This is a genomic window from Flavobacterium salmonis (assembly GCF_903819435.1).
Lineage (GTDB): Bacteria > Bacteroidota > Bacteroidia > Flavobacteriales > Flavobacteriaceae > Flavobacterium > Flavobacterium chungangense.
The window spans coordinates 1-22,868 of the sequence record NZ_CAIJDP010000052.1 but is presented as its reverse complement, the minus strand read 5'-3'; the positions used below and the strand labels follow the sequence as shown (position 1 = coordinate 22,868).

At 33.9% G+C, this 22,868-nt stretch carries 15 protein-coding genes; 10 read left to right on the top strand and 5 right to left on the bottom strand.

Going from position 1 to position 22,868, the window contains the following annotated elements:
• Window positions 1–43: 43 nt before the first annotated feature.
• Both FLACHUCJ7_RS01785 and FLACHUCJ7_RS01780 read right to left on the bottom strand, forming a co-directional pair.
• Window positions 44–4,174 carry a hybrid sensor histidine kinase/response regulator transcription factor gene (locus tag FLACHUCJ7_RS01785; RefSeq protein ID WP_180907719.1) on the bottom strand — a complete coding sequence of 1,377 codons (4,131 nt, stop codon included), beginning with the start codon at window positions 4,172–4,174 and terminating at the stop codon, window positions 44–46.
• A gap of 187 nt (window positions 4,175–4,361) precedes the next feature.
• Complete coding sequence (locus tag FLACHUCJ7_RS01780; protein ID WP_180907718.1) at window positions 4,362–5,828, bottom strand: MFS transporter; 1,467 nt, start codon at window positions 5,826–5,828, stop codon at window positions 4,362–4,364.
• A 285-nt stretch (window positions 5,829–6,113) separates the two neighbouring features.
• Here FLACHUCJ7_RS01780 and FLACHUCJ7_RS01775 point away from each other — a divergent pair, with 285 nt between their 5' ends.
• The 9 genes from FLACHUCJ7_RS01775 to FLACHUCJ7_RS01735 all read left to right on the top strand — a co-directional run bounded on the left by FLACHUCJ7_RS01775 (window position 6,114) and on the right by FLACHUCJ7_RS01735 (window position 16,902).
• Window positions 6,114–8,228 carry a thioredoxin domain-containing protein gene (locus FLACHUCJ7_RS01775; protein WP_180907717.1) on the top strand — a complete coding sequence of 705 codons (2,115 nt, stop codon included), beginning with the start codon at window positions 6,114–6,116 and terminating at the stop codon, window positions 8,226–8,228.
• A 41-nt stretch (window positions 8,229–8,269) separates the two neighbouring features.
• The gene (locus tag FLACHUCJ7_RS01770; RefSeq protein WP_180907716.1) at window positions 8,270–9,565 is read left to right on the top strand and encodes a glycosyl hydrolase family 8; all 1,296 of its coding nucleotides are present in this window, start codon (window positions 8,270–8,272) and stop codon (window positions 9,563–9,565) included.
• Window positions 9,566–9,589: 24 nt separating this feature from the next.
• Complete coding sequence (locus tag FLACHUCJ7_RS01765) at window positions 9,590–10,714, top strand: alpha/beta hydrolase-fold protein (protein WP_180907715.1); 1,125 nt, start codon at window positions 9,590–9,592, stop codon at window positions 10,712–10,714.
• A 148-nt stretch (window positions 10,715–10,862) separates the two neighbouring features.
• On the top strand, window positions 10,863–13,442 hold the full coding sequence (locus FLACHUCJ7_RS01760) for a glycoside hydrolase family 9 protein (protein WP_180907714.1): 2,580 nt from the start codon (window positions 10,863–10,865) through the stop codon (window positions 13,440–13,442).
• 20 nt (window positions 13,443–13,462) lie between these two features.
• Entirely contained in the window at window positions 13,463–14,509 is a 1,047-nt protein-coding gene (locus FLACHUCJ7_RS01755; RefSeq protein ID WP_180907713.1) for an alpha/beta hydrolase-fold protein, read from the top strand.
• Window positions 14,510–15,320: 811 nt separating this feature from the next.
• A complete protein-coding gene (locus FLACHUCJ7_RS01750; protein WP_180907712.1) occupies window positions 15,321–16,079 on the top strand; it encodes a hypothetical protein in 759 nt (252 codons plus the stop codon).
• A gap of 39 nt (window positions 16,080–16,118) precedes the next feature.
• On the top strand, window positions 16,119–16,514 hold the full coding sequence (locus tag FLACHUCJ7_RS01745) for a DUF5675 family protein (protein ID WP_180907711.1): 396 nt from the start codon (window positions 16,119–16,121) through the stop codon (window positions 16,512–16,514).
• Between the two features lie 9 nt (window positions 16,515–16,523).
• On the top strand, window positions 16,524–16,739 hold the full coding sequence (locus tag FLACHUCJ7_RS01740; RefSeq protein WP_180907710.1) for a hypothetical protein: 216 nt from the start codon (window positions 16,524–16,526) through the stop codon (window positions 16,737–16,739).
• Window positions 16,726–16,902, top strand: a complete 177-nt coding sequence (locus FLACHUCJ7_RS01735) for a hypothetical protein (RefSeq protein ID WP_219634046.1) — start codon at window positions 16,726–16,728, stop codon at window positions 16,900–16,902. Before FLACHUCJ7_RS01740 ends, FLACHUCJ7_RS01735 begins: the two co-directional genes overlap by 14 nt.
• A 143-nt stretch (window positions 16,903–17,045) precedes the next feature.
• Here the strand turns inward: FLACHUCJ7_RS01735 and FLACHUCJ7_RS01730 are convergent, their stop codons facing one another.
• The gene (locus FLACHUCJ7_RS01730) at window positions 17,046–18,311 is read right to left on the bottom strand and encodes an MBL fold metallo-hydrolase (RefSeq protein ID WP_180907709.1); all 1,266 of its coding nucleotides are present in this window, start codon (window positions 18,309–18,311) and stop codon (window positions 17,046–17,048) included.
• A 653-nt stretch (window positions 18,312–18,964) separates the two neighbouring features.
• Window positions 18,965–19,387 (bottom strand): DUF6943 family protein, encoded by a 423-nt coding sequence (locus tag FLACHUCJ7_RS01725; protein WP_180907708.1) that lies wholly within the window; start codon window positions 19,385–19,387, stop codon window positions 18,965–18,967.
• A gap of 555 nt (window positions 19,388–19,942) precedes the next feature.
• On the opposite strand from FLACHUCJ7_RS01725, the gene FLACHUCJ7_RS01720 reads away from it, so the two are divergent.
• On the top strand, window positions 19,943–20,092 hold the full coding sequence (locus tag FLACHUCJ7_RS01720) for a hypothetical protein (protein WP_180907707.1): 150 nt from the start codon (window positions 19,943–19,945) through the stop codon (window positions 20,090–20,092).
• A gap of 698 nt (window positions 20,093–20,790) precedes the next feature.
• Here FLACHUCJ7_RS01720 and FLACHUCJ7_RS01715 read toward each other — a convergent pair.
• On the bottom strand, window positions 20,791–22,749 hold the full coding sequence (locus FLACHUCJ7_RS01715) for a hypothetical protein (protein ID WP_180907706.1): 1,959 nt from the start codon (window positions 22,747–22,749) through the stop codon (window positions 20,791–20,793).
• Window positions 22,750–22,868 lie beyond the last annotated feature (119 nt).

Genomic DNA, 22,868 nt, shown 5'->3' with positions numbered 1-22,868 from the left:
AAAAAGACGGTATAAACCGTCTTAATTAATACTTTAAAAAAGCTTATTGTTTGTTGTTATGTGTAGGCAGATATCCGTATTTTTCTTTATAGCATTTTGTAAAATAGGAAGGAGAGCTAAAACCAACCTTAAAACTGATTTCGGTTATATTGTCATTACCAAGCTCTATTAGTTCTTTGGCCTTTTCTAAACGAACATTACGTATAAATTCATTTACTGATACACCAGTCAGCGTTTTAATTTTTCGATACAATTGGCTTCTGCTCAAAAACACCTTCGAAGCCAAAACTTCAACACTTAACTCAGGCTGACTAATGTTTTCATTAATATAATTCAGGGTGTTTTTTATAAATTCATTATCCAGAGTGGTTGTTTTTTCTTTTGCTTTTGGGGTAATTCCGTTATAGAATTTATTAAACATAATTTGCCTGCTGTTAATCAATTGTACTAAGCTGGACCTTAAAATATCCATATCAAAGGGTTTACTCAAATACATATCCGCACCAGAATCAATACCTTCCAGTCTTTCTTTGACTAGTGCCTTTGCAGAGAGCATCATCAGCGGAATATGGCTTGTTTTTAAATCTGCCTTAATGTTTTTACACAACTCCAAACCACTCATAACTGGCATAATTACATCTGTTAGGATCAAATCAGGCAATTTCTGCAGGGCCAATTCCAAACCAGCCTGGCCATTCTCAGCTACCAGAACCTTATACTCTTTTTTGAGTTCGTTTTTTAAATAATTCCGCAGTTCGACATTGTCTTCAACAATGAGAATGGTATGAATCCGATCCGGTTTTTGCTCATCATCTTGTGATTGAATGCCTGCTTCAACTATTGGCGTGAAACTTACTTTTTTTTCTTTTTTAAATTCCTCAAGCAGTATTTCACTTTCATTAAAGAACTCTTTTCCAATAGGGAATAGTAACTTAAAAGTGGTGCCAACTCCCAGTTCGCTTTCTACTTCGATTATTCCTTTATGTAATTCTACAAATCCACGAACCACTTCTAATCCTATCCCTGTACTTCCATAATAAGCTTTATTTAAGTTATTTACTTGGTAGAAACGGTCAAATATTCGCTTAATATCTTTCTTATCAAGTCCTGAACCTGTGTCTTGAATTATAACCTCAAAAGAAGGATAAGTGTTTGTTTGACCTATCAAAGGAAAATGAAACAATTCCTGATTGACTACTATTTTCACCATTATTTTGCCATTATCAGGAGTAACCTTGAAAGCATTTGAAATCACATTAAAAATAATTTTTTCGAACATTTTAGGGTCTATCCAATCTTTTAATGCTGTTTTGTTGGATTGGAATTCCAGCTGAATTCCACGGCTGGATGCCTCTTGCTCAAAATAACTGACAATTTCCCTTGTAAAACTTACCACCTCGATTAATTGCAATTGCAGGGTCATTTTATTGAACTGCAGCTGGTTGAAATCCATCAGCTCATTAATCAGTCTTGAAAGTCTGTCGGAACTTTTTTGAATTGTCTGTAGTTTTCTCAATACACTCTCTGGCAGCTCTGAACTGTAATTCCTGATGATATCCCCTAATGGGTTTAAAATCAAAGTAAGGGGAGTTCGAAACTCATGAGAGATATTGGTAAAGAATTGTAATTTTTTATTATTTAATTTTTCAATCTGAATTGCTTTTTTCTGTTCAAATTCTATCAGTTGTTTTTGTTTAAAACGATTTTGATAGTATTGATTGGTAAAATGAACTGCTGCAAAAAGCAATAAAGAATAGAACAGATAAGCAAAAGATGTTTTCCACCAGGGCGGTAAAATTTCAATTTTTAGTTCTAATGGTTTCTGGCTCCATGCTCCATTTTTTTCGGACGCTTTAACCTTGAAAACATAATTGCCTGGGGCTAAGTTAGTATAAGTTGCAGAGCGTTTACTGCCAACATAATTCCATGAATCCTCAAAACCTTCTAAATAATAAGCAAATTCATTTCTGGCAGGAAAAGAATAATTAACCGCAATAAAATCAATTGTAAATACAGACTGATCATGTTTAAGGATTATTTTTTTTGTTTGGGATATTACTTTTATTAAGGGTGAGTTTTTTTCAAGCGGCCCTACTGATTTATTAAAAAGTTTTAGGTCGGTAAAGTAAATCGGAAGCTGTTTTTTACTTTTAACTAAACTTGTAGGGTCAAAGTAGTTCAAGCCTTCGTAGCTTCCAAAATAAAGCAATCCATCTTCATCTTTCAGGACAGAATTGTTATTAAAATCATTTCCAAGCAGGCCATCATATGTTGAGTAATTAACGGTAGTCTTGTTTTTTAAATTCAGTCTGGTAATTCCTTTCTTTCCACTTACCCAAATACCGCCATCATTAGATTCTACAATCGACGAGATTGACTTTTCATGAAGGCCGGGAAAATTTATATGCCATTTCAGTGAATCTGTTTTTTTATTGTAGCTAAACAATCCGGCACCATCAGTGCCAATCCAGATTTCTTTGTTTTTAGCCTCATACAAAGTATTAATAGTATGCGTGCTTTTATGATTTCTAAACTTTTCAGACATTTTATCTCGTAAGGAACTGACTGAAAAGGCAACAAAATCATTTGTTTTAACTCTGTACAAACCTGTTGTTGAACCAACCCAAACATTGTCATCAGAATCAACCATCACATTTCTGATGTCTAAATTCACTAAGCCATTTTTATAAAATGGTTTGGAATTGCAATGGTGAAATTTCCCATCTGAAGGTGAATAATAATGCAAACCCTTTGCAAAGGTTCCTATCCAAACGACACCTCTTGAATCTTCAGCAATACTCATAATATTATCCGAGGCCAGATTAGTATTTTTTGTATTGTAATTAATAAAGTTCCTGCTTCCTTTCTTTAAAAGAAAAATCCCCTCATTCCAGCTGGATAACCAAATGTTCTGTTTTTTGTCAATAAATACATTTGTAATGTTATCATTGGTTAAGCCGGAATAAAAGCTATTATCAGATTTGGTTATATGCTTAAAATTTTTGGTTTTAGGATTGTAAAGATCAACTCCTCCACCTTCCATAGAAATCCATAACTGTCCGTCATTATCCTTGGCAATATCGGTAACACAATTGGTTTGTAAGGATTGGGAATTCCCAGGTAGACTTTCTATAATATTTACCTTGCTGTTTATTCTGTCAAAAACACCTAAGCCCTTATTGTAATAACCAAGCCAAATTCTACGCTCTTTATCCAGAAATAAAGACCAAACAGAATTTGAACTTAAACTGCGAATATTGAACTTGCTGTTTACATATTTTTTTTGAACCAAACCCTGATCGTTTACAATAATGAGTCCGTCATTTTCTGTTGCACAAAGAATTGTTTTAGCATCTGTTGCCAGTATCGACATAATTCTTTTTTGTGTGATAGGGTAAGAAACAATGTGTTTAACTTTAGAATTTAAATCTACCTTAACCAGACCTTTGTAGCCATTACCGATCCATAAGTTTTGCCTGCTATCCACAAACATAGATACAATATTTCCTGAGAATGTTTGATTCTCTTTGCCTATGTTTACCTTTTTAACCTCATTTTTTATTGGATCAACGACCTTTAAGCCAAGATTAGTACCTAAATAAATAGTGCCTTTTTTATCTTTTACTAAACTATTGATAAGGTAATTTGACGGATTAGCAGCATCAAGTTTTACCGGAGTTATTTCCTTTGTCGAGCTATTTAATTTCAGTAATCCGCCATTAAAAGTTCCTAAAAAAAGATTGCCTTTATTGTCCTCAATAATACTTTTTACAGAGATTACGTTTTCTTTTCTAATTTTCTTTTGAATATCAATATTTTCAAAAGTATTCAAATTTCGATTATACAGACATAATCCCTCATCTGTCCCTATCCACAATCGGTTGCGTGTGTCTACGTAAGCTACATAAATTAAATTGCTGTTAATAGAATTATTTACGTTGGAGTTTTGCTCATAAGCGACATAGTTAACACCATCAAATTTATATAAACCGGCACCATTTGTTCCAATCCACATGTTACCGGATTTATCCTGTGTTATGGTGTAAATACCACTTTTTGAAGTCTCATTACTTATTAATCTAAACTGATAGTTTTCAAATGTATTTTGAGAAAATAAGTTGTTTATGGTAAAGAGTAAGATGGCAATAAATCTAAAACATTTTTTTAGGTACATTATAAAATGATTTGTAAATTTAAATTAAATATATACTATTTAATTTAAAACCAATTATTGTTTTCAAATTAATACTAAATTAGTTACTTTTTTTAAATATGAAAAGGGTTTTAAATTTTGAATAATTATAGTTAATGTTTTGAAGAATAGCAGGTTTTTATCTATTTAATTTATGAAATAGTATGTTTTAGTTTTCTCTTCTTTCCTTTAAATCTTTTTCAATCTGAATTTCCATTTCTTTATCTATCAGGTAGCAGAACAACAGTACTGCACTTATAATAAATATAAAACCAGGATAGATACTTACAGAAAGTTTAATTCCTTCGACCGCTGCGGGTATCTGATTGACTTCTCCAGCAACATAACCATATTTGGATAAAAATGCAGCGCCTAATGCTCCACCTATACTTATCCCTATTTTTAGACCAAAAATCATTGCCGAAAAAACAGTAGCAGTTGCTCTTCGATTGTTTTTCCATTCGCTGTAATCAGCTACATCGGCAATCATGGCCCACAATAAAGGAATTGTTACTCCATAAATAAATCCATGTGCTAATTGGGTAAGAAAAACCATTGCAATAGCTGTTCTACTATAAAAATTAAAAAGTAATAAGCTTACAGCAGATAAAAAAATGAAAGTGATATAGATATTTCTTTTTCCAAAGGAATCTGCTAGTGATTTTGAAAACATAATTCCAAAAATCATAAAAAGAATTCCTCCTGCATTAAAAAGACTAAACGCTGAAGTAGGAACATCTTTTGGCCACTGAAAATCTACTAATCCCATTGCTGTTAATGAATTATTTAGTCTGCCAATAAATGCAGTAAAACCAATATCATTCAAAAAAGCGGTTTGAGCAGCTGGATCTAAATAATATTTAAAGTAGAATACATACATTCCGCCTTTTAAAGACAATGTTATAAATACCAAAATCGTAACAAGTAACAAAACCAGCCAAGGTCCGTTTTTAGACAAATCAATAAAATCTTGTTTAACTGAAGATTCCTGATTTTTTGCAGGTATTATTCTTTCTTTGGTAGTAAAAAAAGTAATGAGAAGACAAGTTACTCCTACAATAGCAAATAGCATCATTGTATTTTTAAAACCAATTGCTTTGTCACCATGCCCTAAAATTAAAACCAATGGTAATAAAAGCGATTGTATTATAAATTGAGCAATCATTACGGCTACAAAGCGATAGGAAGAAAGGCTGTTTCTTTCTTTCATGTCACCTGTTAAAACTCCGCTTAAAGCAACGTAAGGCAAGTTATTTGCAGCATAAATTAAAACCAAAAAAAAGTAAGTCAGTAATGTGTAAACTATCTTGCCGTTTTCGCTAAAATTAGGCGTTAGAAAAGAAAGAACAGAGGCAATTCCAAAAGGCAAAGCGGTCCATAATATCCAGGGTCTGAATTTTCCCCATCGGGTTTCAGTACGATCAGCGAGAACACCCATAATAATATTAAAAAAAGCACCGATAAAACCTCCAATAAAAATAATAACGCTGGCCGTTCCGGCAGGAATTTTATAAACATCGGTATAAAAAAAAGCCAAAAAGGTCAGCAAAGTCTGAAAGATTAAATTCGCTGCAAAATCACCCAAACCATAGCCTATTTTTTCCAGAACAGAAAGTTTTTGTGATGTATTACTCATAAAATAGACTGGTTATTTTTTCCTTTCATTAGTAATCGTATTGATTAAGAGCAAATTTTTTATGGAGCAATGAACGCTTTTTGTTAACCCCATTTTAATAAAATGCTAAACGTAAAAATAGCTGGAAAGTTGAAATAAGATTGTCACTTTTGAAGCGTTTAATAACACTTTTGAAGCATAATTTCGTTAGAGTAAATCTGTTAAATATAAATTGCTATTTTAGCTTTTGATTAAAAAAATATACTGAAATTCAACCTCATTATTCACACTTTTCATTTTATTTATATGCGCATTCTACCTCTTTTATTAATCATTTCCTGCTTTTTTATTAGCTGTAACAGAAAACAGAATAATCAAGGGAATCACAAATTTACTAATGATTTAATCAACGAAACAAGTCCGTATCTTTTGCAGCACGCGCATAATCCTGTAGACTGGAAAGCATGGAATCAGGAAACTTTGGACCAGGCAAAAGCAGAAAATAAATTGATTATTATATCCGTAGGATATTCTGCTTGTCATTGGTGCCATGTTATGGAAGAAGAAAGCTTTGAAAACGAAACTGTGGCCAAATTAATGAATGATAATTTTATAAGTATAAAAGTAGATAGGGAAGAGCGTCCGGATATTGACCAAATCTATATGAATGCAGTACAATTAATGACTGGTAAAGGCGGTTGGCCCTTAAATTGTATTGCACTTCCTGATGGGCGTCCAATTTTTGGAGGAACCTATTTCACCAAAGATGAGTGGACAAAAGCCTTAACAGAACTCTCTTATTTATATAAAAATAACCCTAAAAAAGCAAGTGAATATGCAGAAAAACTAATCAAAGGAATTCAGAAATCGCAATTAGTTACAGTAAATAATGATGAAGCGAATTTTAAAAATTTAGAGGTCTTTACTGCTGTAAAATCATGGCAAAAAGATTTGGATTATAAAGAAGGAGGTTTAGTTGGCGAGACCAAATTTCCAATGCCGGGTTCTTTACATTTCCTGCTTCGTTACAGTATTCAGAATAATGATAAATCGATTCAAAAGTATGTGCAAACGACACTTACAAAAATGGCTAATGGAGGAATTTACGATGCCATTGGTGGTGGTTTTGCGAGATATTCGGTAGATTCTAAATGGCATATTCCTCACTTTGAGAAAATGCTGTATGATAATGCCCAATTAGTAAGTTTGTATTCTGATGCTTATCTGGCAACCAAAGATGAGTTATATAAAAAAACGGTATATGAAACGCTGAATTTTGTAGAAAGGGAACTTATGGCAACTGATGGTGCTTTTTATTCTTCCTTAGATGCAGACAGCAAAAATAAGGCAGGAAAACAGGAGGAAGGTTCCTATTATGTGTGGAAAAAGGAGGAATTACAATCTATATTACAATCTGATTATCCTCTTTTTCAAGAATATTTTAATAGCAATGAAAACGGTTTATGGGAAAACCAAAACTATGTTTTATTTAGGAACCAATCGGATAAAGACTTTGCGCTTAAAAACAAATTGACTTTGAAAGAACTGGATTCCAAAGTTAAAAACTGGAAGCAAATACTTTTAACAGCCAGAAACAAAAGGTCACGACCTCATTTAGACAATAAAACCCTGACTTCATGGAATGCTTTAATGATAAAAGGATATGTTAGTGCTTATCGTGCATTCAAAAATCCACATTACAAAGCAATCGCTTTAAAAAACGCTAACTTCATTATAAATAATCAGCTTAAAAAAGACGGAAGTTTAAATCACAGTTATAAAGAAGGTAAAAGCAGTATTGTTGGTTTTTCAGAAGATTATGCTGCTGTTATAGATGCATTTATTGCGGTGTATCAAATTACTCTTGACGAAAAATGGCTAAACAAAGCCAAGCAATTAACAGATAATACGATAACTCATTTTTGGGATAAAAAATCAAGTATGTTTTATTTTACGTCTAATGCCTCAACAAATTTAATTGCCAGAAAAATGGAAATTGCAGACAATGTAATTCCCGGCTCCAATTCTATTCTTGCTCGTAATTTATTCCTGTTAGGACATTATTACTTGAATGATACATATTCTAAAACAGCTGAGAAAATGTTAAATAATGTAAAAGAAGACGCATTACAATCACCTGCAGAATATTACAATTGGCTGGATTTAATGTTGAATTATACAGATAATTATTTTGAAGTAGCCCTTTCCGGAAAAGACGCTATTGCTAAAACGATTCAGCTGCAAAGTTACTATTTGCCCAATATCCTAATTGCAGGAGCGACAAAAGAAAGTAAACTTCCAATTTTAGAAAATCGTTTTATAAACAATGAGACCTATATCTATGTTTGCGTTAACAAAGCTTGTAAAATGCCTGAAAGGGATGTAGTCATAGCAGTCAATAAAATAAAAAACAGTTTATGATAAAATTGATTTTAATTAGAATAAAAAAGACAGAGACGGTTATGAATAAAAATTTTTCAGGAGAGTGTTTTGTTAGAATTATTAGAGTTTTGATATTGATTTTTGTGTTGATTGTTCCGGCTTTGGTAATTAGTCAAAATAAAGGGAAAATAGAAAAATCAGAATTCAAAAAGCCTCAATATCGCAATCTTTTTAAGGAAGGGGGTTATAGTCAAATTGAAATAGATAAGAAATTAGCCAAAGCTTATTATGATGTTTTTGAAGGACCAGATAAAGTATATTTTAAAGAAGGCGATTCTTTAGGATATGTTTCAGATGTCAAAAATAAAGATGCCCGTAGCGAAGGAATGTCATATGGTATGATGGTTGCCGTTCAGCTTAATAAAAAAGAGGTTTTTGACCGAATTTGGAGATGGTCTGTTAAATACATGCAGCATCAGGACGGACCAAGAGAAGGCTATTTTGCATGGAGCGTAAATCCTGAAACAAAAAAACAAAATTCGCCTGGTTCTGCATCTGATGGAGAGTTGTATTACATCACAAGTCTGCTTTTTGCTTCGAACAAATGGGGCAATGATACTGGAATACATTACTACAATGAAGCCAGAAAAATTTTAGATGCCATGTGGAAAAAAGACGGTACTGGTAATATTTATAACATTATCAATACAGAGCATAAACAAATATCTTTTGTTCCGGAAGGAGGAGGATATAACTGGACAGATCCTTCTTATCATGTCCCTGCATTTTATGAAATATGGGCTTTGTATGCCAAAGATGGGCACGAGCAGTTTTATAAAGAATGTGCTGATGTTTCCCGTAACTTTTTGCACAAGGCCTGTCATCCTGTAACGGGTTTAAATGCAGATTACACCGAATTTAATGGAGAACCACATCCTACACCATGGATGCCCGCAGCGTTTCGTTACGATTCATGGCGTGTTCCTATGAATATTGCGATGGATTATACCTGGTATGGAAAGGATAAAGTATGGCAGGAAGATTATGCAAAAAGATTTCAAGATTTTCTAAGATCTAAGGGATTAGATACATATGATGACCAATTTAATTTAGATGGTTCTACTCCTGACTGGATACTTCAGGCAGGTCCTGTAAAAAAATTGAGACACTCTATTGGTTTAGTATCCACTGCTGCTACTGCCTCTTTAGTAAATCGCGATAAGGCAAGTATGGATTTTGTTCATGCAATCTGGAATGCAAAACTTGAACCTTATGAAGATGGTTATTTTGACCCTTATTATGATGGGTTAATGTATTTATTCAGTCTAATGCACCTTAGTGGTAACTATAAAATTATAACGCCACAAGGAAATTAAATTTTAAACTTAAAAATAAAAAATATGAAACAGTATTCAATTATGATGTTGCTAATAGTTATTTTGTGCTGCTGTTTGGGTTTTGCCCAGACAGCACAAACTGGAATTGCCGAGGATTTTAAACCCTCATCACTAAATCAGCCAGGACAGGAATATCCACAGGTAAATTCTCAAGGGTATACACGATTTAAAATTTTAGCACCTGAAGCTAAATCTGTTGTAGTAAGTCTTGGATTAGGTGGCACGAAAGGGGGTACTACACTGGAAAAAAAAGAAGACGGTTACTGGATGGGTACCACTTCTGGAGTAATGGATGAAGGTTTTCATTATTATCATGTAACTGTAGATGGGGGTATTTTTAACGACCCGGGTGCACTCAATTTTTATGGTTCTACACGTTGGGAGAGCGGCATTGAAATACCAGCCCACGATAAAGACTTTTATGCATTGAAAGATGTTCCTCACGGAAATGTACAGCAAATTCTTTTTCCTTCAAAAAGTACCAATACCTCACGAAAAGCTTTTGTTTACACGCCACCAGCTTATCATAAAGATAAAGCTAAGAATTATCCGGTTTTGTATTTACAGCATGGCTGGGGAGAAGATGAAACAGCCTGGAGCAATCAGGGACGTGTAAATTTAATCATGGATAATTTGATTGCAGAAGGCAAAATAAAACCATTTCTTATTGTAATGGCGTACGGAATGACCAATGAAATTAAATATGGTGGTCTGGCAAGCTTTAAAATAGAACCCTTTCAAACAGTTCTTGTAGAGGAATTAATCCCCTATATAGATTCCAATTTCCGTACAGCTGCCAATCAGTCTCATCGTGCAATGGCAGGTTTATCCATGGGAGGTATGGAAACAAAAATGATAACACTCAATAAACCGGAAGTTTTTTCTCACTATGCACTTCTTAGTGGAGGCACTTATAAACCAGAAGACATTAAGGATAAATCAAAAGTCAAACTTATCTTTTTAAGTTGTGGAAGTAAAGAACGCCCTGATGGTATTAAAAGCGCTGTGTCAGACCTTAAAAGCGCTGGTTTTAATGCTGTCTCCTATATTTCCGAAGACACTGGCCATGAATTTCAAACGTGGCGCCGCAGCTTCAAAGAATTAGCTCCACTATTATTTAAAGAGTAGATTTTCAATAGTATTAATTCATTGATTGATCTGAACCAGTAGAATAATAGCTGCTGATGAATTTATTTGGCTGACAAGAAATAGTATGTCTAAAAGAATTTATCAGTATAAAATTCGCTGTTTGGGCTAACAAATTAAAATCTAAATTATGCGTAAACTTAATAGTATCTCAAGAGTTCTTTTCAAATTTAAGAGGACTTTGGGAAAAGAAACAATATTGTTTTTTTGTTTTTTTAGCTTGACAAACATTTCCTTTTCTCAGAATTTAGTATTAAATGAAAAGGAATATTTTGAAACTCCCGGACTGAATGTCTGGGTTTTTAATAATGAATACAACGGGATGTTTTTCGATGAAAAAACGGCAGGAATAGAGTTTATTCATCATGGTGTCAGAACAGTTACCGGGGGAGCAATCAGACTTCAAAACACACCGGAACAATGGGATTTAATTCCAAAAATGATCAGTAGAAAAGTCGACAGAACAAACAATAGGATTGAAGTTATATTGAGGTATGAAGAATTTAATTTTGATTCCAAAATAATAGTTACCCCAAAAGGAAAAGGTTTTGTAATTAATGTTGAGCTTGATAAACCGGTTCCAAAGCAATTGGAAGGAAGAGCAGGATTTAATCTGGAATTTATTCCAACTTCTTATGTTGAAAGTAATTATGTGGTTGATGGAAAAGCAGGAACTTTCCCCAGATATCCTGCAAGCAATACTGCAATTCTGCCTTTATCTCAAAAGATCCCACAATTTGCGGGACATACAACATTCGATGATCGTGGAAAGAATGAATTTATAACGACCCTTCCTTTAGAATCGGGTAAGAATTTCATTTTTGCACCCGAAAATCCCGAGCGTAACGTAAAAATTCAGTCAGAAGATCAGGATGTAATGCTTTTTGATGGAAGAAATTTGGGGCAAAACGGCTGGTTTATAGCGCGAAGTCTTCTTCCTTCAAACAAAAAAGGGAAAGTAATGACCTGGTATTTAGAACCTAATGCGATACCGAATTGGAAAAGAGAACCCGTTATTGGCTTTTCACAAGTGGGTTATATGCCGGGCCAAAAGAAAGTAGCGGTTGTCGAACTTGATAAAAGTGATAAAGCATTAACTACTGCATCGATTTTTAAACTTGGTGAAGATGGAAAATTTACAGAGAAATTAAAAGCTAATGTCAAGGATTGGGGACCTTATCTCCGATATAATTATGCCCAGATTGATTTTAGTGCTGTTAAAGAAAAAGGACTTTATTATATTCAATACGGCGACCAAAAAACAAATACTTTTCAGATTGAAGATGATGTTTATTCCAAAATATGGCATCCAACTATGGACGTATGGTTTCCCGTTCAGATGGATCACATGGAAGTGAACGAGGCTTATAGAATTTGGCATGGAAGACCGTTTTTAGACGATTGCCTTCAGGCGCCCATTAATCACGAACACTTTGATGGTTATAAACAAGGTCCAACAACTGATACGAAGTACAAACCTTTAGAACGTATTCCGGGAATGTCAGTAGGAGGCTGGTTTGATGCCGGTGATTTTGATATACAAACTTTTTCGCATGTCAGTGTTATCAATAGTTTTGTAGAATCCTGGGAAGCATTCAAAGTAAACAGGGATGAAACGTATATTGACCAGAAAACACGGTTCGTAGATATTCACCGTCCTGATGGTCAGCCCGATATGCTACAACAAATTGAACATGGAGTTTTGAATCTTGTGGCTCAAGTCGAAAATATTGGTCATCCTGTCAGGGGAATAGTGGTTCCTAATCTTCATCAGTACCATCATTTGGGCGATGCTTCGACCGAAACAGATAATTTGCCTTATAATCCGTCTCTTAAACCTTATGAATCTAATGGAGTGTCAAGCGGTACAAAAGATGACAGATGGGCATTTACCAACCGCACTTCATTTCTGGATTTCAGAACTGCAGGAGCATTAGCCTCAGCAAGTCGTGCTTTAAAAGGGTATAATGATGAACTTGCTGCGAAATGTTTGTCTATTGCTAAAAAGCTGACTAATGAAGCAACTGAAATAGATAAAAAAGCAAAACCGGACAACAGTCCAATGTCGAGATGGGGTAAAGGAAGTGACATGATCGCAATCCTTCAACTCTATTTAAGTACAAAAGACGAAAAATATAAAAAAGGTTTTGAAGATAAAATATGGAAGCTGCTAGACGAAAATTTAGATTTTAATATTACTTCAGCATTATTGGCTGTCCCATCTATGGATGATAATTACAAACAAAAAGTACGCGGCTATGTAATTAAGTATAAAGAAAAAATGGACAAAGAAAATGCCGAAAACCCTTATGGTGTACCGATTGCAAAAAGAGGTTGGGGAGGTAGTTCACAGGTTATCAATTTGGCAAGTACCAATTATTATATTCATAAAATTTATCCTAATATCATGGACAAAGAAAGTGTTTATCAAGGACTAAATTATATTTTGGGCTGTCATCCTTATTCTAATTTATCTTTTGTAAATGCTGTTGGAAACAGATCTAAAAAAGTGGCTTATGGAGGTAATCGAGCGGACTTTACTACAATTGCGGGTGGAGTAGTGCCGGGCGTTATTTTTCTAAAACCCGACTATTTAGAGAATAAAGATGACTGGCCATTTTTTTGGGGAGAAAATGAATGTATTATCGATGGTGGGGCGTGGTATGTTTTTCTTGCGAATGCTGTAAATGATTTGGCACAGGAAAAATAATAAACTTAAAAAAAGCAAATATGAAACGATTTTTAAATATTGTCATTATAATTTTCAGTTTGTGTTTTGAATCAGCCAGGAGTCAGGAACCACAAATAGTGGAAGATTTTAAACCTTCAACCATTAATCAGGCAGAAAAACAATTTCCTCAGGTAAATTCACAACGACGCGTGCGTGCCAGCATCTCTGCTCCCAATGCAAATAAAGTGCAACTTGATATTGGCGGAGTTAAATACGATATGCGAAAAGATACCAATGGAGTATGGACAGGAGAGTCAAATCCACAAGATGAAGGATTTCATTATTATCAGTTAAACTTTGATGGGGCTTCGGTTCCGGATCCAGGAAGTTTGTATTTCTACGGTGCAGGAAGAACAGGCAGTGGAATCGAAATTCCCGCAAGAGATCAGGAATTTTTTGCCCTGAAAAATGTGCCACACAGTTTGGTAAGTGAAAATATTTACTTCTCAAAATTGACGAACTCTTTTAGACGCTGTTTTATTTATACACCTCCAGGTTATAATGAAAATGCAAAAACACGTTATCCGGTACTTTATTTACAACACGGAAGTTTTGAGGACGAATCAGGTTGGTCTGCCCAAGGTAGAGCAAATTTAATTTTAGATAATCTGATAGCTTCAAAACAGGCAACTCCTATGATTATTGTAATGGATAATGGCTACGCTTATAAACCACAAAACAACGAATCTGTACCTAAAAAAGAACGTCCCGAGTCTATTTTTGAAGAAGTACTTATTACCGAAGTTATTCCAATGATTGATACTATGTTTCGTACTCTGGCCAATCGCGAACATAGAGCTATTGCAGGCCTTTCGATGGGAGCCAATCAAACGATGAGAATTACGATGAACCATCTGGAAACTTTTTCATATTATGGAGGATTTAGCGGTACAGCCAATTATCCGAGTATAGATCCTATTGACGCTTCAACTTTTTTAGAAGCAAAATATAAAAATGGCAATTCGCTTAATAAAAAAAACAAGCTTTTTTGGTTGGGTTTGGGTACTAAAGGGTCACCGTACTTTGATAATATATGTGTTTTTTGAGTAGTTACAAAAAACAAAAAACCCTTTAAATACTTGTATTTAAAGGGTTTTGACTTTAAAGTTTCTTTTGAAACTTCTACTGGTGGAGAAAGAGGGATTTGTCTACTACAAAAGCCACCAATAAAATCAATACTTTACAAAGCATAATTATTTAAGTGACTCCTCGACTGACACCTCCTTTATAAGGGTACAATTATTCCAAATTCAAAGTACTCAAATATAACCATAATTATTTGAATATTAAAGTATCAAGACTAAATATTGAACTAGTTGTTAAAGTATTTAATGATGCTCTTCTTGATTAAAATTTGTCTGAGGTATTTTCCAATTTTAACCAAAAATCAAGTGAGTTACTTGTTCATATTTTATGCCAGCATATGTACAGAACTCTTCAATCGTTAGAAACTCATTTTCGAGCTTGTTGAGGTCTTTTTTTATCTTTTGCATTAATCTAGTACTTTGACGATAACTTTTGCCTGTTATTCGTTGTATGTCCTTGGGATAGATGCATACCCTCTGATTATTCAATTTCATACTTTATCTATACCTTTGATTAGGCTTTGACTTACTTCTGACTTACTTCTGACTTACAGAAATTCTACTGCAATTTAATCCTTTTTTATTAAACGTATTTATTGTGTTTTTATGTTTATTTAAGACACTTATGTCATTTTTGGACATTTGGTACAGACTTGCTTTTTAATTCTGGTAAATGCTTTGTAAACTTTGTATAAATCATTCAAATTATAGTTGCAACTGATTGATAGAATGAAGGAGATGTAAATGATTGTTGAATTAATTTTTTCAAGTTATGGCAAGACAGAAAGGCATAATTAAATTGAAAGGTACTATCGGGGATATTACTTTTTACAAAACCAAAGATGGGCATTTGGCGCGTGAAAAAGGTGGCATTGATGCGAGCAGAATTGCAAGCGATCCTGCGTTTCAAAGAACGCGTGAAAATGGTTCTGAATTTGGTCGAGCAGGAAAAGCTGGAAAGATTTTGAGAACAGCATTTAGAGCCTTGCTTTTGAACTCTGCGGATAGTAGAATGGTTAGTCGATTGACTCAACAAATGGTTAAAGTTATCCAAGCTGACACTACTAGTGTTAGAGGATTGCGAAATGTAATTGATGGCGAAGCCGAACTTTTAGCAGGTTTTGAATTCAACATTGGAGGAAAACTCGGTACTACTTTGTTTGCTCCTTTTGTGGCAACTATTGACCGTGTAGCTGGTAAAATTACTGTGGATTTAGCATCATTTATTCCAGCAAACATGATTGCTGCTCCAAGTGGAACTACTCACTACAAAATCATTTCTGGTGGAGCTGAAATTGATTTTGAAGCTGAAAATTTTGTGTCTTCCAATTCAGAAACGGCTATTTTGCCTTGGGACATCAATGCATCTGTGATAATTAATCATTCCAATTCTGTAACTCCTGCTAGTACCAAACCATTGTTTTTAGCTTTGGGAGTGGAATTTTACCAACAGATAAATGGTCAAATGTATGCCTTGAAAAATGGGGCTTACAATCCATTATCGATTGTAAAAGTGGATAGCGGTGTCTAATAATTAGTCGAAGGTTAAAAGTCGAAAGTCTTAAAGCTTATGAAACTATTATTAATTAGAACTTATTTCCCTGATGGGACAAACGGTAAACTCGAATGCGAGGGCAAATTGATCTGTAACACGATTGAATTGCCCTGGAAGATGAACGAAACGAAGGTTTCCTGCATTCCTGAAGGGAAATATTTTATTAGAAAAAGATACAGTGCAAAGTACAAATGGCATTTGGAATTGGTGGATGTACCGAATAGAAAGTTTATTCTTTTTCATCCTGCGAATAATGCCCAAAAGGAATTGCAAGGCTGTATTGCTCCTGTAACAAAGCTTTCTGGTCCAGGACTTGGCTTGATGTCTCGAATCGCTTTTAATAAGTTGAAAGACATTGTTTATAAAGCTCTGGAAAATAAAGAAAGTGTTGAATTGATTGTACAATCTTAATTTTAAATTATGAAAAAAATTATAAATAGAGCTACAGCTCCTACACCAAAGTTTTTTAAAGTGCTTCGAACTATTGGTTTGGCTTTGGCAGCTGTTGGTGGAACGATTTTAGCAGCACCAGTTGCATTGCCTGCAATAGTGACTACTATTGGAGGATATGTTGCCGTAGCTGGTGGTGTTTTAACCACGGTTAGTCAGTTGACTACAAGTAATGACAGCGAATAACCATACTTTAATGGGTACTGCTGGAGGCACATTTTTGAGTATAGTACCGAATATAAATTCTGAGGATATTGCAAAAACTATTATTTTAGCATCTGTTGGAGCAATTGTTAGTTTTACTATTTCGATGCTACTTAAAAGCCTACAAAAGAAGCACAAAAAATAAGTTTAGCCCTTGTTGTGGTGACCTTTGGGTTAAACAATTTGAAAGCCTGGTCGTGAGATCAGGCTTTTTTTGTACTAATGGTTTGTTAATTGTATTCTGTTAGTTTTTTGAGGACAGATTTTGAATTTATTATAGTTTGAAAATTATTTAACAATGTAAGAAACCCATACATCACTATTTGTTTTTACCTCATTCATTTGAGCCATATAAATATCTTTTCCATTGCATCTCAAATTTATCATTCCGTATAGAATCTCCTGATTTTTAAGATCGGTAGAACGAGCTAGTTCTGTAGAGTATACTAAAGGCCGTATACTTTTTGAGTACTTTCCTGCACACCCAATTGCATCGGGTCTCGGATGTGAATGCTTTTCATTATCCCCCGATGAAATTACTGTAGCAAAGGGATTAACTAAAGCCATAAATTTTTCTGTAAAATCATTAGAGCCATGATGGCAAGATTTTGCAACATCTACTTCGAAAGGATTTTGATTTTTATATTTATCCATTAAATAATTTTCAGAAAAAGTATTCAAATCACCACCTAGTAAAAGTGACCTTGAGCCATACGTAAGTTTTAAAACTAAACTGTGCCCGTTTATTGTTTGACCATCATCTTTCCAATAAACAAAACATTGTTTGTCATCAATATTTTCTGTAAACGGTGCCAATACATCAATTCTAAATTCCTGTGCTTCTATGCTTTCCGTTATAATATTATCACCAGCTTTAACTCTTTTAGCACTAGTGATCCTATTTTGTTCATTAGCAGTTGCTATTGCCTGCATGAATGCTGTTACATCTCTGTTAAAAGGTACTGATTCATTAATGGTTAAAAGGTCATTAAATATAGTTGTAAGGTATTCTTTATTTCCAACTTTTATCGTTTCCCCTAGACCTGTAGAATATGAGTTTTCGCCTTTTTTAGTTGAAAATTTTAAAATGCCTGCGTGTACTATAGTGCCGAATGTAAATCTGGTATCGTTAATAATTTCTATGGCTCCTTTATAATGGTCAATATCAAAATGGCTTATGATTAGAAAATCTATATGTACTTTTTTATCTGTATCAAGTTGGTACTTGTATTGCCATTTGGTTAAATAACTATACATGCTATCATTTGGACCGGCATCAATTAATATTTTGTACTTTCCTATTTCTACTAACATTCCATCGCCCTGACCTACGTCCAAAAAGAAAACCTTTAAACCCATATTGTCGCTTAAATCGTCTTTGTGTATCCAACCATCTGGCCCAGCCGTAACTACTTTGTACCAGTCTCCTTGTTGGTCAGCAATTTTTACATAGGTACCCATAAGGATTCTATTAATAATTTCTTTTCCCTTGTTATTAATAACGTTGTCATAAATTTGTGCTTCGTTTTTTGAAGCATACATAAAGTTCTTCATTGTGTATGATTTTTTTTGTTGATTTTTTTTTTGCAAAGCTATTTTTGTGAAATCCTCTTTTGGGTGATATACCATTTGTTTTTATGTATGTGTGAAAATTAGAGAAAGCCACCTTAAGTGATTGACTTGATCTAATATCTAATAGTTAAGCTAAAGTATTAATTTTAAATCACTTATAGTCAAATATTTGTAAATAAAAGTATAGGTTTTATCAGGCTATGCGTTTCAAAATCACTTTGCATAAACATTGCTACAGATTGAAAAACTCAAATGGGCTTTGCTTCAAAATTAGTTCATGGAAAAAGCATATGTCAGTTTTTTTTTATCTTTAATGCTCAAAATTTTCATTAAGAATCATAAAAAATATTCTAATTCTTGTTGCGGTGACCTTTGGATTAGACTATATTGAAGTACAAACCTCAAGGATTGGGCTTTTTTTCGTTCTAAAATTAAACTTCTTTAAATAGGTTAAGCGTTACCTCTAAAACTACCACTTCGGAATTATAGCTTTATAGTTCCTGCCATTTTGCGCTGTCAATGGCTTTGGCTTTGGTGTCGAAAACGCCAAAACACACTCTTGAGGCTTTAGATTTCCAATTGTCAGTTTGGTATAAAATAAATAGTTTCATTTTTGTTCACATTTAAGTTAATAATTATTTTCTGCAAAACCTGTATAAAATCACTCTACGTAAGTCGTTTATAAGATTTATGTTTTCATTAAACTGCTTCTCTTTTTGCTCTAAAAGTTTAAGAGCAGCAATATTTTTAAGATGTTCTTCATGTTCTGTAATCATCAAATCAGTTTTTGAATTGAATTCCTTTTTAAAGTCAGGAAGACGTAAAAATGGAATTACTGAACCCACTAGAAATGGATGCCAAAACTTGGTTTTCCAGAGGCTATATGCGACAAAGTAAATGCTCTCACAATTTTTTTCGTTTTGAAAAATGACCACGAAACTATTAGTGAATGGCTCATTTGAAGGCTTTCCACTGTTCAATCCTTTGTTTAAAATGTAGATGTGTGGTTTTTTGTAAATCGTTCCTTTTCTGTGGGTTTTAATGATAAATTTCAGCATAGCATCGGCTTTTAAAAATTAGATTAATTTTCAATTTTTTGCGTTGTTTCTTCTGAAATGCAGGTATGCCTCGCTACGCTCCGCACACATAAAATTTTTAAAAAGAAAAAAGGAAAAAAAAGAAAGTCGTCTATCAAGTGGAGGTTTCAAGAAAAGCAAGTTTTTTCAAAAAAATACTACCCGGGTTTTTAAGATGAAGTTGTTCGGAAGTGGGGTTGTTATTTCAGTTAAATGTTGTAGCGAACTGAAAACGTAGGGTGGAGATTTTATTGAAAACCGAAGGCTTGAACTTTCTTTTCTTGAAACTGGAGCTTACCTTTACTTTCTTTTTATTTATTTTTTTATTTTCCTTACCACCGAGGTGTTGTTATGAAATGGGATTTAAAAAAGTTGATGAGATAGATGAAGTTCTTCAGAAGGGGTATGGATTTTTAAAACAGAAAAAAGAGATATAAAATTCCATACCAATTATTTTTCTGTTTTGAAAATTCATACTCTTTCTTGGACTTGATTTTGTGGGTATTGAAAATCACTTTACGAATATTTTCAATTGTGATGCAAAAGTTTCAAGTGATTTTCAATACTTACAAAAACAATAAAAAAATAATTCCGAGTGCGATGGGGCAGCAGCGCAGGCAAGTGTGTGGTTTTTTATTTGCTTACTGGGGTGCTTCTGATTGTTTTTATGATGGCTTGATGCCATAAACGTTCTTGGAATTATTAAATTTTCAATTATCAAAGAATGTTCTATGAAATTGCTATGACATCTGGCCATCGTGAAAACAATTACTTCGATAGTTTGTGGCAAATAAAAAACCACACTCTTGCTGGCTTCTCTTGATTTTTTGGGTGTTGTAAATTGCTTATTCCTAATATCGTGAATTTCAGAAATGAAGTTGATAAGCAATTTACAACACGCACAAAAACAATGCAAACACTTACCGCTTTAAACATCAAGTTGCTAAAAACAGTGACCGTGAACGTTATTGAAAGAAGGTAGTTACGAGAAGTTTCCGCTGAAATGGCGAACGTTGTTAAAGACAGTGGCGAAGGACGGTTTTTTTTGTAGCTGGGTGATGCGATGGGAGCTGCAAAAAATGTTGTCCTGGAGCCACTGGCAAGCGCGTTGGATGAGCGGCTTTTTTACATAATGTTATTATAGTGCATCCGGTAACTTCTTTTGGAATGGGATTTTGATTATGCACTATAATGCCACATTATGTAACTAAGCTTTGGGGAAAGTTTTTGTTGCCTTGCACCATTTATCTATCGGAGCGATATACTTCTGGCATACAAAAACTTTTGGAGCGTTGGGAAGGAGTGGCAATAAAATTCATTTCATCTATTATTAATGACTTTTTAACTTTCTTGTTTAGAAACAAACTATATCTGATGGGTTGCTATTATTCAAATAATAGTTTTGTACCTTCTCGTTTTAAATTGTGGAATGCTATTATAGGTAAAGGTAATGCCTCTGATTTAATATATGGAGTAGGAATTACTTCAGATGAAAGCATTAACGATTTCACAGTAATAGGTGTTTCAACTTTAAAAAGTTTCTGTAATTTTTCTTTGTTATTAATAAGCCAATTATGTCGGTCAACATGTTTAGTAATCATTCCTTTTCCACCTTCACGTCCAAGATAGCTGTCCATTTCATTTTTCATTTCATGTATATTTTTGGCTTTAGTTGTGTTCTTACATTCAATACTAAAAACAGTACTGCTTGGTTTATGAAACGCTAGGACATCCACATCACCATATGGTTTATCGGCATTTAAAGGTCCCCTCGGAGCGATTTTGACTTCATAATCAATAACAATGAAATCGGAGTGTGAAGCAAGCCAGTCTTTTACAATATTTCTATACACATTTCCATTCTTAACACGAAATGCCCCCATTATCCGCTTAATCTCAACACCTCCATTATTTAATTTTCCACTATGTAATAAAAATTGTAATTGCTTTTGAGTAGCTATAGCAGCTCTAAAGCCCCAACTCAAAAAATCTTTTTTATCTAAATTTGAATGTCTCACCAAAAACCTTCTTGTTAAACTAAATTCGCGATTGTATTTCCATGGGAAAACTTCACTATTATTGTAATTTTCAGGAGCTGTTAGGTATGAATCCCTTGACGATAAAACAAGTCGGTTAATTCCAGCTATAGCTTGTTCTCTTGGATAGTTGAAATCAATAACAAGTTTTTCAATCAATTCATCTTCTTCCATTGTAATGACTGATTTTTCTGCTTGCATACACAACACCGCTGCATGATAAAATAAAGCATAAAGATTTGAAAAAGTAATTCCCCAATCTTTCAGAAACGCTTCATCTAACTCCTCTATCGATTGGATTATTTCTGGGTCGGCATCGTTTTCATCCACTGGGTTATATACTTCAAATCTGTTTTCGAAATTTGATATGTAATCATCAATTTCAGCTTTAGTATTGGATTCAGAATAAGGTTTAAGTTTTTCCTCAAAAAAATCTCTCGATATACCGATACGTCCAGAAGGTAATTTTCCAACTTCAGGGTCATCCATTTTAAAATGTACCGCATCACTTAAAAAACCATAATTCACAATTTCATGCATCAATGCCAAAAGCCTATCAATATCATCTAAACTTGAACTTAATGCTCCCGATATAGGTTGTGCTGCAAGGTATTCAATTAATCCTCTAAGGGCTACCGAAGTCCTTACAAGATTTTTTTCATTTTCATGTATTTCATTTACTTTAGCTTCAATACCCCCAAAGCAGAGCAATTGTGCAGGGATGATAGTCTTATTATATTCTCTTTTTTGAACTAACGCCTCATGTAGTTTCAAAAGAGATATTAATAGATCTTCGTGATTGAATGCTCCAATTTCTTTCTTAAGTTTTTCTATTAAGACAGTAGTAGCCGTGTTAAATAAAGCCTTTTTTTCATCAGCATTAATAATTTTTTCAGGGATAGTCATTTTTGTTTCAATCAAACTAGGTAACTCATCCAGTAAAATTTCAACCTCAGCATCGGTTAACAAAAATGCCTTCGCAAGCCATCTGCGTTCAATCATTAAATCTTGCTGACTGTCAGAAATCAAAATCATTTTTGCTTGATTCAGAGGCATATGATGCTCTATAATATTATTTATATCTTCATCGGTAATCGAAATACCGCTAACTAAATTTAGAGATTTGAGAATTTCTTTCATCATCACTCGCTCGCCTTCATTTTTTGACCCCATGAATTCTACCAATGAAGAAAATGGAATGTTAAACGTGATTTTGCCATCAATGTATGAGGATGAATATTTATCTCCTTTTTGCTCCATCATTTCAATTGATGTCATAGCCTGAAATGTTGCAGGATTTACTATCATTTCAATTTCTAAAGGATTAGTGGAAAAACCGGTCAATTTGACCACCTAATTCCGGAGTAAATTGACCACCCGTTCCGGAGCAAACTGACCACCTAATTCCGGAGCAAATTGACCACCAA

Coding starts and splice junctions, on each gene's coding strand:
- FLACHUCJ7_RS01785 (WP_180907719.1), bottom strand. CDS start 4,174: ATGTACCTAAAAAAATGTTTTAGATTTATTGCCATCTTACTCTTTACC.
- FLACHUCJ7_RS01780 (WP_180907718.1), bottom strand. CDS start 5,828: ATGAGTAATACATCACAAAAACTTTCTGTTCTGGAAAAAATAGGCTAT.
- FLACHUCJ7_RS01775 (WP_180907717.1), top strand. CDS start 6,114: ATGCGCATTCTACCTCTTTTATTAATCATTTCCTGCTTTTTTATTAGC.
- FLACHUCJ7_RS01770 (WP_180907716.1), top strand. CDS start 8,270: ATGAATAAAAATTTTTCAGGAGAGTGTTTTGTTAGAATTATTAGAGTT.
- FLACHUCJ7_RS01765 (WP_180907715.1), top strand. CDS start 9,590: ATGAAACAGTATTCAATTATGATGTTGCTAATAGTTATTTTGTGCTGC.
- FLACHUCJ7_RS01760 (WP_180907714.1), top strand. CDS start 10,863: ATGCGTAAACTTAATAGTATCTCAAGAGTTCTTTTCAAATTTAAGAGG.
- FLACHUCJ7_RS01755 (WP_180907713.1), top strand. CDS start 13,463: ATGAAACGATTTTTAAATATTGTCATTATAATTTTCAGTTTGTGTTTT.
- FLACHUCJ7_RS01750 (WP_180907712.1), top strand. CDS start 15,321: ATGGCAAGACAGAAAGGCATAATTAAATTGAAAGGTACTATCGGGGAT.
- FLACHUCJ7_RS01745 (WP_180907711.1), top strand. CDS start 16,119: ATGAAACTATTATTAATTAGAACTTATTTCCCTGATGGGACAAACGGT.
- FLACHUCJ7_RS01740 (WP_180907710.1), top strand. CDS start 16,524: ATGAAAAAAATTATAAATAGAGCTACAGCTCCTACACCAAAGTTTTTT.
- FLACHUCJ7_RS01735 (WP_219634046.1), top strand. CDS start 16,726: ATGACAGCGAATAACCATACTTTAATGGGTACTGCTGGAGGCACATTT.
- FLACHUCJ7_RS01730 (WP_180907709.1), bottom strand. CDS start 18,311: ATGAAGAACTTTATGTATGCTTCAAAAAACGAAGCACAAATTTATGAC.
- FLACHUCJ7_RS01725 (WP_180907708.1), bottom strand. CDS start 19,387: ATGCTGAAATTTATCATTAAAACCCACAGAAAAGGAACGATTTACAAA.
- FLACHUCJ7_RS01720 (WP_180907707.1), top strand. CDS start 19,943: ATGCAAAAGTTTCAAGTGATTTTCAATACTTACAAAAACAATAAAAAA.
- FLACHUCJ7_RS01715 (WP_180907706.1), bottom strand. CDS start 22,749: ATGATAGTAAATCCTGCAACATTTCAGGCTATGACATCAATTGAAATG.